Annotated in this window: 10 protein-coding genes and 1 tRNA gene; 4 read left to right on the top strand and 7 right to left on the bottom strand. The window is 67.6% G+C overall.

The genetic code is table 11. The features are described from left to right. Positions 1–425 precede the first annotated feature (425 nt). On the bottom strand, positions 426–1325 hold the full coding sequence (locus tag IAE58_RS17715) for a M48 family metallopeptidase (RefSeq protein WP_199934427.1): 900 nt from the start codon (positions 1323–1325) through the stop codon (positions 426–428). An 86-nt stretch (positions 1326–1411) separates the two neighbouring features. Then, positions 1412–3289, bottom strand: a complete 1878-nt coding sequence (locus IAE58_RS17710) for a formylglycine-generating enzyme family protein (protein WP_199934426.1) — start codon at positions 3287–3289, stop codon at positions 1412–1414. Positions 3290–3373: 84 nt separating this feature from the next. Here IAE58_RS17710 and rnd point away from each other — a divergent pair, with 84 nt between their 5' ends. Continuing rightward, positions 3374–4450, top strand: a complete 1077-nt coding sequence (gene rnd / locus IAE58_RS17705) for a ribonuclease D (protein WP_108753655.1) — start codon at positions 3374–3376, stop codon at positions 4448–4450. Positions 4451–4486: 36 nt separating this feature from the next. Here the strand turns inward: rnd and IAE58_RS17700 are convergent, their stop codons facing one another. Further along, positions 4487–5623, bottom strand: a complete 1137-nt coding sequence (locus tag IAE58_RS17700) for a hypothetical protein (protein WP_199934425.1) — start codon at positions 5621–5623, stop codon at positions 4487–4489. A gap of 109 nt (positions 5624–5732) precedes the next feature. On the opposite strand from IAE58_RS17700, the gene IAE58_RS17695 reads away from it, so the two are divergent. Continuing rightward, on the top strand, positions 5733–6809 hold the full coding sequence (locus tag IAE58_RS17695) for a hypothetical protein (protein WP_199934424.1): 1077 nt from the start codon (positions 5733–5735) through the stop codon (positions 6807–6809). A 73-nt stretch (positions 6810–6882) separates the two neighbouring features. On the opposite strand, the gene IAE58_RS17690 is transcribed toward IAE58_RS17695, so the two are convergent. From IAE58_RS17690 to IAE58_RS17680, 3 genes are all read right to left on the bottom strand, one after another. Then, a complete protein-coding gene (locus tag IAE58_RS17690; RefSeq protein WP_312253308.1) occupies positions 6883–9177 on the bottom strand; it encodes a TonB-dependent receptor in 2295 nt (764 codons plus the stop codon). Positions 9178–9411: 234 nt separating this feature from the next. After that, complete coding sequence (locus tag IAE58_RS17685; RefSeq protein WP_199934423.1) at positions 9412–11970, bottom strand: Cache 3/Cache 2 fusion domain-containing protein; 2559 nt, start codon at positions 11968–11970, stop codon at positions 9412–9414. A gap of 120 nt (positions 11971–12090) precedes the next feature. Then, positions 12091–12387, bottom strand: coding sequence for a Rho-binding antiterminator (locus tag IAE58_RS17680; RefSeq protein ID WP_199934422.1), 297 nt, complete (start codon positions 12385–12387; stop codon positions 12091–12093). 97 nt (positions 12388–12484) lie between these two features. On the opposite strand from IAE58_RS17680, the gene IAE58_RS17675 reads away from it, so the two are divergent. After that, positions 12485–12560 (top strand) — tRNA-Ala (locus IAE58_RS17675). 119 nt (positions 12561–12679) lie between these two features. Beyond that, positions 12680–13240, top strand: a complete 561-nt coding sequence (locus IAE58_RS17670) for a hypothetical protein (RefSeq protein ID WP_199934421.1) — start codon at positions 12680–12682, stop codon at positions 13238–13240. Between the two features lie 37 nt (positions 13241–13277). Here the strand turns inward: IAE58_RS17670 and IAE58_RS17665 are convergent, their stop codons facing one another. Further along, positions 13278–13454, bottom strand: coding sequence for a hypothetical protein (locus IAE58_RS17665; protein WP_199934420.1), 177 nt, complete (start codon positions 13452–13454; stop codon positions 13278–13280). Between the last annotated feature and the right edge of the window lie 224 nt (positions 13455–13678).

Raw genomic sequence — 13678 nt, 5'->3', positions numbered from 1 at the left:
TCACTTCACCATGGGGGCTCGTAGGCGCCATCCATGGCGCCTGCGGTCCTGCCCACCCACACCGCTCCACCCCTGACAGATTCCCGCGAACTGTCGGAACGGCACGGGATCCGACCCCGCATTCCTTTCGATGTCTGACAATTTCATCCACGCATGGCGTGGATCTACCGTGTCGACCAAGGTCGACACCTACCAGAGCAGAATGCCGTTCCGACAGACCGCGGCGATCTGTCAGAGGTGGGGCGGTGTCGGAGTGCGGGGTGTCAGCCGCATGGATGCGGCTGCCAAGCCTACACGGACGTACTTGCGGCGTCCCCGCAATCCGACACCGCCCCGCCATCCCCGGGAAATCCGCCTTTGCCGTTGCCGTTGCCGTTGCCGTTGATCCAAGCAGGTGCAGGGCTGCAAGCCCTGCCGACCACCCCCTACCGCGCCTGCTCGCAGAATTTCTGCCGGTACTCGAGGGCCTTCGGCATCAGCGCCTGCAGGTTCTGGATGCGGGTGCCGGGATTGGGATGGGTCGACGAAAACTCCGGCGGCGACTGGCCACCACTGGCCTGCCCCATGCGCTGCCACAGCGGAATCGCCTCGCGCGGGTCGAAGCACGCCGCCGCCGCCAGCATCAGACCCACTTCATCGGCCTGCGTCTCGTGGCTGCGCGCGTACGGCAACAGATAGCCATAGCCCATCGCCGACATCATCATCTGTTGCTGCTGCGCATCCATGCCGCTGGCCGCACCGGCCATCTGCCCGATCTGGGTCAGCTTCTGCTGGGCCATGCGCTGTGCACCATGGCGCAGCAGCGCATGGGCGATCTCGTGCCCCATCACCACCGCCATGGCATCGGTGGTACGCGCCACCGGTACCAGCCCGGTGTACACGGCCATCTTGCCGCCGGGCAGACAGAAGGCATTGGCCTGGTCACTGGGAATCACGTTCACTTCCCACTCGAAATCGCGCGAGAAGTGCCCCGGCTGCAGCCCATGTTCCTGCGCCAGCGCGGTTTCCACCAGATCCACCTTGGCGATCAGGCGCTGGGCGATGGCGCGCACATCGCGTGAGATCTGCGCGTTGGGGTCCAGTGGCCGTTCCTGCGCCAGGATCTGCTGGTAGGCCTGCAAGCCCAACGCACGTTCTTCGCTGGCATCCAGGCTGCTGTCGATCAGCACCTTCTCGCCGGTATACGGGTCCACCGTTCGGTTGGAAAACCAGTAGTACGCTGCATAGCCGGCGGCCAGCAGCAGTACCCACCAGCGGATGTTGCCGAACAGGCCGCGCCGTGGCGAACCCTGTTGCGGCGAGCGGGAAAAGGGATCGTTGCGCATCGGCAGGTCTTCCGGCGGACCCCGCCGGCCGGCGGGCACGCTGCAATCTTAGTGGGCCGCCGCCTGCGCGGGGTGAAACAGGCGCATCAGATGCCGCGCACCAGGCGGAAGCCGATGCGGGCATTGGTGGTGTCGGAATCCTGGGATTGCCGCCACGCCGCACGGGTCTGCTCGGGCGCGTTGGCCCAGTTGCCGCCACGAATCACCCGCGAACGGCAGCCCGGGTTGTACCAGGCCACGCCATCGGACGGGGCGCGGCGGTAGCTGGAATGCCAGCAGTCGGCCACCCATTCGCTCAGGTTGCCGCCCATGTCGTGCAGGCCGAAGGCATTGGCCTGGAAGCTGCCCACCAGCGCCGGCCCCCACCAGCCATCACCATAGCCCACGAAGGCGTTGTGCCAGTGCCGGCCCGACGGGGAAACATCCTGGCTGCCGGTGTAGTTGCCGCTGCCCGCAGGCGGCAGACCGGCATCCCCCCAGGGGTAGCGGCCACTGCCGCCGGCCCGCAGGGCGTACTCGAACTCGGCTTCGCTGGGCAGGCGGTAGGCGCGGCCGGTCTGCTCGGACAGCCAGGTGGCGTAGTTTTCCGCATCGCGCACGCTCACGTGCATCACCGGCGAATTGCCCATCGCGCGACTGCCATCGTAGTCCGAGCGCCAGTCCACGCCGCTGCGGCGGATGAAGTTGCCGCTGCGCTCGTCATACACCACCGAGTGGCCGCGACGGGTCGCACGCGGGCGCGCGCTGGTGGCCTTCACGAAACGCTCGAAATCGGCGACGGTCACTTCAGTGATCGCCATGGCAAAGCCACGTTCGAACCGGACGTAGTGTGACGGTCGCTCGGCGTCGCTGGCGCCCGGTTCGGTGTCACCGGCGCCCATCTGGAAGCCGCCATGCGGCACCACGATCATCTGCGGCCCGCGCCCGCCATCGCGCAGGGGGTCGCTGAACACCTGCCCTGGGCGGAAACTGCCGTAGTGGGTGGCCAGGTCGATGCGTTCGCGCAATTGCGCCACCACGGCATCGCCCGGCAAGGCGATGCGCAAGGCCTCGGCCAGCTTTTCACGGGCCGACTTCAGTCCCTGCGGCGTTTCCAGGTCGCGCAGCCCGCCGTCACGCAACTGCACCAGGGTCGCTGCACGGATCTGCTCGATGCGTTCGAACGCATCGGCGATGGTCGGCGACGAATCCCGCACCTTGCTGGCTTCGGCCAGCCAGGCCCCGGCGGAAGCAAAATCGCGGCTGCGTGCGGCGTCTTCGGCGCGCCGGATCAGCGCGCTTTCGGCGGCGGCCAGGCCCTGCCGGGCACGGCGGTTGTTGGCATCCAGTGCCAGCGCCTCACGGAACGCCGGAATGGCCCCGTCACCGTCCTCGCCCACCCGACCGGCGCGCAGATCCTCCTCGCCCGAGCGGTTGTAGGCCACCACGCGCTGGGCGGTCTCCACCCGGCTCTGCAGCGCGCGCACCTTCGGCTCGTTGGGTGCCAGGGTCAGCAGCACCAGCGCCTGCCGCCCTGCCTCGGCCAGTGCCTCGCGCTGCTGCAGCGGCCGCGCCAGCAGGGCGTCGGCCTGCTGCTGCAGGCGCTGCCGGGCACGCTGCAGACCGGCGCGGGCCGCGCGGTCGTCCGGGGCTTCTTCCTGCACCGCCAGCCACAGCGGAATGGCCGCCTCGGCGTCCTCGTACAGCCGCCCGTCGCTGAACGCCTGTTCGGCGGCACGGCGCAGCTGCGCCAGCGTCCGCCCCTGCCGATCCACCCGTGCCGGAGTCCAGCGCTGCACGTCCTCGCTGGCATCCTCGCCGGCAATGGTCACCGTGCCCTTGGCCGCCGCAGCAGCCGTGTCGTCCACCTTGGGCCGCGGCCGTTCCGGTTCGCCGGCCGATGGGCTTGCAGGCGGCGACGGCGTACACGCGGCCAGGGCCAGGCCCAGGGCGGTACACAGCGCAATCGGCAGGGCAAAACGCAAACGGAGGCTCCTTCGGTACGGGTGCGCACCGACGTTAGGCTATTCTCCCCTGCCTGAGCAAACCCGAGTAGCAGGCCCCCACCCGTGGCAATCTGGATCACCACCCCCGCCGAGCTGGACGCCTACCGCCAGCAGCGCCCGGCCCGTATCGGCCTGGACACCGAATTCATCCGCGAACGCACCTTCTGGCCGCAGCTGGCCTTGGTGCAGATGGCCGTGGGCAACGACATCCTGTTGATCGATCCGCTGATTCCCGGCATGCCCGAAGCGCTGGCACCGTGGCTGACCGATGAATCGATCATCAAGGTCATGCACAGCGCCAGCGAAGACCTGGTGGCCTTCAAGTGGACCTGCGGCGTGCTGCCCCGGCCCTTGTTCGACACCCAGATCGGCGCGGCGCTGGCCGGTATCGGCGGTGGCATGGGCTACCAGAAACTGGTGCAGGAAATTACCGGGGTAACGCTGGCCAAGGGCGAAACGCGCTCGGACTGGATGCGCCGTCCGCTGTCTGAATCGCAGTTGCAGTACGCCGCCGACGACGTCGAGCATCTGTTTGCCCTGCACGATGCGATCGAAGCCAAGCTGCAGGCGCTGGGCCGCCGCCAGTGGCTGCAGGACGATGCCGAACGCCTGCTGGCCAACGTTGCCAACGATGAAGACCGTTGGCCGCACCTGGGCATGCGCGCGGCACAGTTCCTCGACGCGGCCGCCCAGCGCCGCCTGCTGCGCCTGCTGCGCTGGCGCGACGGCCAGGCCCGCAGCAGCGACCGCCCGCGCAGCTGGATTCTGGACAACGAACTGGCCGCCACCCTGGCACGCACGCCGCCGGCCGACCTGGCCGCGCTGGGCAAGCTGTTCGAGCAGTTCCCGAAAGCCCCGCGCAAGCTCACCGCCGCCGTGTGGCAGGCGCTGGAAACGCCGCTGCCCGATGAGGCCGAAGCACCGCTGGCCGTGCAGGCCACCGACGCCGACAAGAAGACCATCAAGAAGCTGCAGGATGCGGTGGCCGAGCGCAGCCGCGAGCTGGGCCTGGCCGACGGCGTGCTGGCCTCGCGCAAGCACCTGGAAAGCTATCTGGAACGCCGCCAGTGGCCGGCCGCGCTGGCCGGCTGGCGCCAGCAGGAACTGGAAGCACGCCTGCAGGCCTTGCTGCCAGCATGACAGGCCGCCGCGCCTGACCGGCGCGGCACTCCCCCATCACACGTAGCCGGCCGCTTTCAGGCGCGCCCAGCGCTGCGCACCGATCGCCTTGCGCATCGCCGGCAGCGGGTCGACCGCGCCGGTATTGTCGGCCACCGCCACCACGAAGTCCTCGGTGGTGTGCAGGTGGGCGCGCTGTTCCGGCGCATCCAGCCACGCCGCCACCCGCGTGAGCAGGCGCATCGCCGAGGTGGTACCGCCGCGCATCTCCATCAACCGGCCATGGCGCTTGCACGCGTCCAGCAGGGCCGGATCGTCGAACCAGCACTCATCGTCGTCGCGCTGGCCGGCACGCATCTCGTCCGGTGCCCACAGGTAGTAGGCAACGTCCTCACCGCGTTCAAGCACCGCCTGCCGGTAGGACTGGCGCCCCCAGGTGATGAACGGTGGCCAGGCCGAACTGAAATCGCCATCGGTGAAGCACAGCAGCAGGCAATACAGCGGCTCGTCGCGTGGAATCAGCGGCAGCTGCGTGGCGATGGCCTGCATCAGCCGGCGCTCCACATCGGCAGCGGCGGCGGCCAGGGTTTCGCCGCGGCGCGGGCGCTGGTACTGCAGGCGCTGGCTGCCGGTGGGTGTGCCGTCTTCATGCAGATACTGCAGTTCGATACGGTCCAGGGCGCCGGCCTCATCGTAGCTGTAGACATCCTGGCACCACCAGCTCGGGCGCTCGTCCTCCCAGTTGCGCACCACCACGCGCAGCAGCACTTCGCCGTCCCAGTGATAGATGCTGTCATGACCGCGATGGCCAACAGTCAGCTCACTGTGCTGCAGGCGCCCGCCAGGCTCGTGCCAGGCGCGGGCCGAGGCAATGCGTCCCCCGCGGTAGAAGCTCAGGCTGTGCCGCTGCTCGGTGCCGTGCAGCCACACCGTGGTCCTGGCCCCGTTGTCAGCCACAGCAAGCACGATGCGCTCCTGCGCGTCGAAACCATGGTGCACATGCGCATCCGGGTCCGCCTTGGCATCGTCCAGCCAGCGACTGCGGCGCACGCCATACTTTTCGGCCATGAACGGCGCGTCGTGCGCCATGTCGCCGCTGGCCCAGCGCCAGCGCACCACCTGCGCCCGGCATTGTTCAATCAGGGTCTCGGCGGCGCGAGCATCGGCATACTGCTGGTACAGCGTCTGGATCATGGTCGAAGTCCGTTCAACACAGCGCGGCAGCCTAGCATGCAAGGCCGCCCTGCACCGCCGTGCCGCAGGCGCCGTGCTAGGGTGGCGCCGTGCAGACATGGAGTGGTCGATGAAGAACCTGAAGAGTGCGGCAGCGTCGGCGCTGCTGCTGGTAGCGCCGGGTATGGCCAGCGCTGTGCAGGCTGCACCGCCGCCCAGCTATGAACAGGAAAAGGAAAACAGGGCCAAGCTGGTGGACATCATTGATGGCGCCACCCGCGACGGTCTGGTTGCCGTCCTGGTGCCGGCCCCGTATGTCGTGCACACCGGCGGACCCGGTGTCGGCTCTCCCATCACCGGCTTCCATCTGGGCCGCCGCTCGACCGACCTGCCCGGCTTCTCCGCGCGCGTGTCCTGGCAGCACAAGGACGTTCCCTCGCAGGGCTATGTGCAGCTGTTCAATACCAACGAACTGGAAACCGGCCCGCAGCGCACGGTGCTGATGGACGTGTTCGAAGTCCATCTGATCCCGCCGGGCACCTACCTGCTCAATGGCGCGGAAAACTATCGACTGAACACCCGGGTGGCCAAGCTGAAGCCATTGGGCGACAAGGACGAGGTCTCCAAGGACATCGGCGCTACCCGCCTGGCCGACGTGGACTATCGCTTCTATTCGTGGAAGAAGGTCTGGGTGCCGCCCTACACGGCAACCGACCAGCACTCCCGGCAGGTGTGTACCTCCGTGCACGTCGCGTCGGGCAACTGCATGTCCTGGGGCACGCAGAACTACCAGACCTCCGAAGCCAGGGAAGGGTTCTGGGAAGACCGGATCGTTCCCGATACCATCCCGGCCGTGCGCATCCAGGCGGTCATCGCCAAGGCCCATGCGCCGCTGGCCTTCACCGCGCGCGAAGGGCAGATCCTGCTGAGCCCGTTCATCGTTGCCGGCGATGGTGATGTCGATTTCAACGGGAGCGACTGCGCGCCCGTCCAGAACGTAACCGGCTGCGCCCTGCGACGCTTTACCGTGCACTACCAACCAGCCCCGCTGGACGCCGCACGCAAGCACATCGCGATCACCTCGCAGGGGCTCAACGCGAAGCAACGCAAAGTGTTGGAACGGATGGAAGCGATGCAACTGCAGGTGCTCGGGCCCAGCGCGCCTGCCGATCCGGCCCTGGGACTGGGCGTCAGCGCCACGCCCTGAATTCCCCCCAGGCCTTCCCAACGAAGAACGGCGCTCCGAAGAGCGCCGTTCTCGTTAACCGATCAAGCAGGCCTTACCAGTTCATGTTCAACGAAACACCCACGGTGCGCGGTTCGTTGTAGACCGCGGCCATGTAGTTTTCGATCACACCCTTCAGGTTCTTTTCGTTGGTGATGTTGCGCGCGAACAGCGCCACTTCGTAGGCACCGTAGTTGCCGGAGTAACCCAGCTTCAGACCACCTTCGAAATCACCCTTGGAATTGAACTCCTGGCTGTCATACAGCACGAAGCTGGTATAGCCCTGCTTGTTCCAGTCGGTGGACACGAACATCGTGCCCGCGTCGCTGACCGGCATGTCGTAACGCGCGGCGAAGTTGATGTTGTACTTTGGCGCGTTCGGCAGCGGGTTGCCATCGATCTGGGCAAAGGTGTTGGCGCCGACCTTGATGGTCGGGTCGTTCACCGTGCACACCACCTGGCCGTTCAGGCCGCAGACCTGCGCATACACGCGCTTGTCCTGGATCTCGCTGTGCAGCAGGCTGACACCGGCGCTCAGGGTCAGGTTCGGAACCGGGCGCAGTTCCATGTCTGCTTCGAAGCCGTAGGCCTTGGCCTTGTCGGCGTTGAACAGCACGCCGTTGCCGTCCGAATCGTTGCCGTTGAGCTGGATGTCGTTGACCGTGTAGGTGAACGCGGTGGCATTCAGGCGCAGGCGGTTGTCCCACAGGCTGCTCTTCACACCGGCTTCCCAGGACAGGATGGTCTCCGAGTCGGCGGTGGTGAAATCAGCGTTGAACACGGCCGAACGGCCCTGGATGGTCGGGCCGCGGAAGCCACGTGCAACCTTGGCGTAGACGCTCACGTTCGGGTTGAACTGGTACATCGCGCTGACGTCCCAGCTCGGGGTGGTATCGGACATCTTCACGTCCGTACGGCCCTTGTAGGTCACCACGCCGGCGGCGGTGTCGGCGGTCTTCAGCAGGCGCGTGTGCTTCTCGTCGCGGGTCTGGCGCAGACCAGCGGTCACGCTGAACTTGTCGGTGAAGGCGTAGCTGAGCTGGCCAAAACCGGCCCACGAGGTGTTCTTGTTGCGCAGGCGCACCCAGTTGTTCGGGTTGCGCGCCGCGCCCTGCAGGAACCAGCCGCGCTGGTAGAAATCGGTGGTATCGCTGCCGTTGAAGTAGAAGGCACCGGCCTGCCACTGCAGGGCGCTGTCATCGTGGCTGGCCAGGCGGAATTCCTGGGTCCACTGGTCCAGGTCACGGATCTGCCCCATCGACTGACCGTAGCCGTTGGCCACGCCATTGAACGGGAAGTCCGCCGCCGCACCACCGTCGGTGTCGCCACGGCTGTAGCCGGAGGTGGTTTCGTAGGCAGTGATGGAGGTGAAATCGACCGCGCCGAAATCGTAGATCGCCTTCACCGAACCGCCGTAGGTCTTGTAGGCCTGCGGGTTGTTGTCGGCTTCGTCATAGGCCACCTTGTCGCGCGGCACGTCGGTCTGGTTCGAACCCTTGGTCAGCGCACCGCGCAGGAACAGGGTCGAGGTGCCGTCGTAATCGCGGGCGTGGGCCGAAGCCAGGATCGAGAACTGGTCGCTGGGCTTGAGCAGCAGTTGCGCACGCACGTTGCGGTCATCGAAGCCGCCCATGGCGTTCTTCTTCGGGCTGACCGTGCCGTCGGCGCTGGGGCCACGGTAGGTGTTGTCCACGTAGTCATCGCGGTGCTGGTACAGCGCCGACACGCGGAACGAGGCGATGTCGTTGATCGGGCCACCGAAGCCGCCATCGACCGACACGCTGTTGTAGGTGGCGTAGCTGGCGCTGACCCGGCCGGTGTACTCATCGGTCGGCTTCAGGGTGTCGAACTTGACGATGCCGGCGGTGGTGTTGCGGCCGAACAGCGAGCCCTGCGGGCCGCGCAGCACTTCCACCTGGTCCACGTCGTAGACCGGGTTGGACTTCAGCACCACGTGTTCCAGCACCACGTCGTCCTGGATGATCGACACCGGCTGCGAGGCACCCAGGTAGAAATCGATGTTGCCCAGGCCGCGGATGTAGAAGCGCGGGAAGATGCGACCGGTGGTGGTTTCCGCATACAGGCTGGGCACGCGGCCGGACAGCGCCAGCAGGGTGTCATCGCCGCCGGCGGTGAAATCGCGCATGCGCTCGCCCTGCACCACGCCCACCGACACCGGCACTTCCTGCAGGTTCTGCTCACGGTGTTCGGCGGTCACGGTGATCGTGTCCAGGCCGGTCGGGGTCGGTGCGCTGTCCTGCGCTGCGGCGCCGAAGCTGGCGGCCAGGGCCAGGCCGGCACAGGCCAGGGCCAGCGGATGGCGGCGGAAGGAAAGCGAGGAAGACGACATGCCCGTCGAACGACGGGAAGCGATATGGGAAGGCATCGAAAGCTCTTGGGAGACGTCCGGGCGGCCTGCGCAAGCCGGGCGGTAGAGGGGGAACCACTGCGCAAGCGCCCATTATCGCCCGAATTGTTACGATTTCGTTGCGCATCCCGTCGCAGTCCGCGTCCCGCCCGCTGCGGCAAAGTCCGCCGGTGGAAGGCGGTAGCCGGCACCACCGCCTCCCAACCCCGGTTGCCCTTACGCCGGGGCCAATGCCGGGCGCCGCTGCAGCACGAAGCGGCCGGCAGCGTCCTGCAACGCGTTCGCCTGTTCGCTCATGGAACGGGCCGAAGCGGACGCCTCTTCCACCAGCGCGGCGTTCTGCTGGGTCACGCCATCCATCTGCACGATGCTCTGGTTGACCAGTTCGATGCCCGCCGCCTGTTCCTGGCATGCATGGGCGATCTCGCCCACCAGCCCGCCCAGTTCGGTCACCGAGGCGACCACGTCCTGGATGGTGCGCCCGGCATCGCCGGCCAGTACGTTGCCTTCGGCCACGCGGGCCACCGATTCTTCGATCAGCCCCTTGATCTCCGCCGCCGCCAGCGTCGAGCGCTGTGCCAGCGCGCGCACCTCGCTGGCGACCACCGCGAAGCCGCGGCCTTCCTCACCGGCGCGTGCCGCTTCCACGGCGGCATTCAGCGCCAGGATGTTGGTCTGGAAGGCGATGCCATCGATCACCGTGATGATCTCGGCGATGCGCCGCGAGGCGGCATCGATCTGGCCCATCGTCGCTTCCATCTCGGCCATGGCCGCGCCCCCGCGCCCGGCCACCTGCGCCGCCTCGCTCGCCAGGCGGTCTGCGCGGCGTGCGTGGTCGGCGTTCTGCCGCACGGCAGAGGTCATTTCCTCGATCGAGGCGGCAGACTCTTCCAGGTTGGCAGCCTGCTGCTCGGTACGGCGGGACAGATCATCGTTGCCGGCAGCAATTTCCGCAGCGGCCGTGCTGACCGCAGCGGCGGCCTGCTGGATGCGGCCGACGATGCCGGCCAGCGACCCCACCGTCGCATTGGCGTCCTCGCGCATGCGCGCGAACACCCCCTGCGACTGCCCGTCCATGCGGTGCCGCAGGTCACCTTCGGCCAGGTTGCGCAGCAGGCCCGACAGCGCCAGCAGGTTGTCATCGGCAGTAGCCATCACGCTGTTCAGGCCCTGCACCATCTGCTGGAAGTCATTGGCGAAGGCCTGCGCATCGCCGCGCACGGTGAAATCACCGGCCGCCGCCGCCGCAACCAGGCGCTTGATCTCGCCGTTGATGCCCTGCAGCTTGCCGCGCACGCCGTTCAGCGCCTGCGTGATGGCCACCTGTTCGCCAGGCAGCACGTCCATGGTCTGCTGCAGATCGCCTTCGGCGTAGCGTTGGACCAGGGCCACCATGCGCTGCTGGGTCTGCAGGTGCGCCGCCACCAGCGCGTTGGTGCCGGCCACCATGGCGCGGAACTCACCCTCGAAGGCCAGCTCGTCGATCCGGTGGCTGACCGCGCCCGCCGCATGGCGTTCGCTCATGCTGGCCTGCGCCTGCAGGATCTCGCGCAGCTTGGCGCGCATCTGCTGCAACGACCCCAGCAGACGGCCGACCTCGTCATCGCGGCCCGTATCGATTTCGCGGTCCAGGCGCCCGCTGGCCACATCGCGGGCGACCTGCGCCGCTGCGGCCAGCGGACGACCCAGCAGGCGCCGCACCACCAGCACGATCAGCACGACCACGGTGGTCAGCGCCAGCAAGGAAATCAGCGCGATGCGCAGCATCAGGCCGTTCAGCACGTCTGCCAGCACCGATTCCGGTTCCAGGCCGATCACCAGCCATTGCCAGGCCCCGTAGCGCTGCGCCGCCGCGAACCAGGCCTGCTCGGGGCCACCATCGGCCGGGCGCAGATGCAGACGCGCCTGGGTGCTGCGGCCATCCAGCAGGGCCTGCAATGCCGGCAGATCGGCCGCGGCCACGCGTTCCTGCAGCAGGCCACCTTCGCCATCGGCGGCGGCCAGCACCCGGCCGTGGTCCTTGCCCTGGCGCGTGTCGACCACGATGAAGCGCCCCTCGCGGCCCAACGTCGCTTCGCGCAGGCGCGTCTTCAGCGCGGCCAGGCCCTGCGAGTAGTCCTGACCCACGAACGCAATGCCAGCCACGCTGCCATCGGCCGCCGGGATCGGCATGTAGTGGGTCATGTAATCAGTGCCGAACAGGTGGGCCGGCCCCGTGTAGCCCTGCCCCGCGCGCACCCGCGCATAGGCCGGGTTGGCGTGGTCCAGCACGGTGCCCAGCACGCGTTCGCCCTGCGCGTTGCGCAACGAAGTCGCCACGCGGACGAAGTCTTCGCCGTCACGCACGAACACGGTGGCAACGCCGCCGGTCGCCTCGGCGAAGCGATCAACCTCGGTCGATGCCGGGCCGATCACCTGCGCGCCCAGGCGCAGGGTCGGCGCACTGCGGCCGGCCACGTCGATGGGCGCGGTGGCATCGGCCAACGCCTCGCCCTGCGGCAGCATCGCGCGGAAGGTGCCCGCGATGCGCTGGGTGCTTTCGCCCAGGCTGCGGTCATACAGCTGCACCGAATCGCGCATCAGCACCGTGGTGGTATCCAGGCCAGCAACCACGCGCTGCTGGTAGCTGTCAGCGGTATCGCGGTAGATCAGGATCGCCAGTGCGGCGAAGGCCACGGTGGTGATCGCCACCATCAGCAGCGCCAGGCGCGTTGCGATGGTCAGGGTCCGCTTCGGCGGCGAGGCGGAGAATCGGGAGGCAGCCGGGGTCATCATCAGAGGGAATATCCGTGGAAGGGAGCGCACGAGGCGCTCCCTCTTAACGGCACCGTTCTGGTCCTCTTTATGCCACCCGCCCTAGCCGCTTCAGGTTATTGACGGCGCCAAGCCCTTGATTCACAAACTCTGTTCAGCTTCACCGGGGCCCGGCACGGCCAGCACGGTGCGCGGTCCCGGCAGGCCGTCGGCGCCCAGCGTGGTCACCGGCAGCAGATGGTCCAGGCGAATGCGCTGCTCGCCGCCATCGGCGTCCAGCAGCAGGAATTCTTCTTTGCCAGGCGTGCTCAGGGTGGTCCGCGCGCGGGCCACGAAGGTGCGGCCATCGGTCAGTTCCACCTGCAGCCACGCGCGGTGCAGGCAGGCGATTTCCAGCACATCGTGCAGGTCGCACGCGATGGGACGGTAGTCGGTCATGGGGCGTCTTCCGGCAGTCAAGGCGCCCAGCCTGCCACGGCTGCCGCCCACGCGGCTTGGCAAGCCCCCGGCGGCGGCGCTACACTGGCTTCGCCGTGGGGCCATAGCTCAGCTGGGAGAGCGCGTCGTTCGCAATGACGAGGTCAGGAGTTCGATCCTCCTTGGCTCCACCATTTTCAGAGAAGCCCGTAGATCCCAGTGATCTGCGGGCTTTTTCTTTGGGCACGGACTGCCCGGACAGATAGGATGGGAGTACCCGCGGCGCGGAGCGCCACATGCAGGAAGGGGTCCCATGGACCATGCCTCGCTACCCGATCCACATCTGATCCCACTTTCAACCCTCATCCCTGGTTGGAAGGGTCGTTACATTCCCGGCTACGTCGCTGACCTCGCCCGTGGGCTTGGTCTTGAACAGGTGCGGTTGCAGGGAAGTCAGTTGCTCGTCGTCCTGCGCCTTCGCGAACTGTCTTACGACGGCATCCGGGAGAAGATCAGGATCGTGTCTGGGCACCGGGAACTGAAAGACGCAGCGCGCGTGGCCAAGGAGGCTGCAATCCGATGGCTTGCACAGCGCAGGAGCGAGGTGCGCCCCGACGGTCGCTGGCGCCCGATGCAGGATCAGCACTCGTGGCCATCACCCGCTCCGCTGTGGGAAGGCGCTCCCCTCCCCTCCTATCTGGCAGGCCTCTGGGACGGTACGGGGTACTGCGCGATCGAGGTCGCGGCCGCCATCCTGCCGACCGCACCCGCCGATCCCATCAATCCTGCGCTGATCCAGCAGATCGACATGCACGAACTCGCGGACTGGTTCGCCGACGTGGGCCGCGCGGCGCAGACGCCGCCGTCCGCATGACCTTGGCCGACTGAGACTCGACCTGTCCATCACCGGCTCAACCCGGCTCCTGGCTCCCATCCTTGCGTTGCGGTCGCCGCGTGTTGTCGTCATGCACCTTCTGGTCCTTCTGGCCAGGGCGGCGCTTGGCCACGTCGTCCTGGTGCTGGTCCTGGCGGCTTTCCTGGGTACCGGCATCCTTTTCGGCGGGCGAAGGCGTGCGGGGAGTAGTCATGGCGGGCTCCGCACCGGCACCGTGCCGGGCTTGCACGACCACGCTAGCGGCGCGGCCGTGAGTCCATGGTCGCGCTGCCGCGAGCGGCGCGTGCATACCCTGGTATGAGCGGCGGAAACCAAGGCGCAATGGGCAGCCCGGCGCTACCGGCCGACGATGGCGCTGCCGATGCAGAACCCACCGCGCGCCATCCCACCCCGCCAGGAGCCCGCCATGTCCTCCCT

It is taken from the genome of Stenotrophomonas sp. S49, from assembly GCF_016624905.1.
In the GTDB taxonomy this organism is placed as follows: domain Bacteria; phylum Pseudomonadota; class Gammaproteobacteria; order Xanthomonadales; family Xanthomonadaceae; genus Stenotrophomonas.
This window is presented reverse-complemented; position numbering and strand designations above follow the sequence as displayed.

Coding starts and splice junctions, on each gene's coding strand:
- IAE58_RS17685 (WP_199934423.1), bottom strand. CDS start 11,970: ATGATGACCCCGGCTGCCTCCCGATTCTCCGCCTCGCCGCCGAAGCGG.
- IAE58_RS17690 (WP_312253308.1), bottom strand. CDS start 9,177: ATGTCGTCTTCCTCGCTTTCCTTCCGCCGCCATCCGCTGGCCCTGGCC.
- IAE58_RS17695 (WP_199934424.1), top strand. CDS start 5,733: ATGAAGAACCTGAAGAGTGCGGCAGCGTCGGCGCTGCTGCTGGTAGCG.
- IAE58_RS17680 (WP_199934422.1), bottom strand. CDS start 12,387: ATGACCGACTACCGTCCCATCGCGTGCGACCTGCACGATGTGCTGGAA.
- IAE58_RS17715 (WP_199934427.1), bottom strand. CDS start 1,325: ATGCGCAACGATCCCTTTTCCCGCTCGCCGCAACAGGGTTCGCCACGG.
- IAE58_RS17670 (WP_199934421.1), top strand. CDS start 12,680: ATGGACCATGCCTCGCTACCCGATCCACATCTGATCCCACTTTCAACC.
- IAE58_RS17665 (WP_199934420.1), bottom strand. CDS start 13,454: ATGACTACTCCCCGCACGCCTTCGCCCGCCGAAAAGGATGCCGGTACC.
- IAE58_RS17700 (WP_199934425.1), bottom strand. CDS start 5,623: ATGATCCAGACGCTGTACCAGCAGTATGCCGATGCTCGCGCCGCCGAG.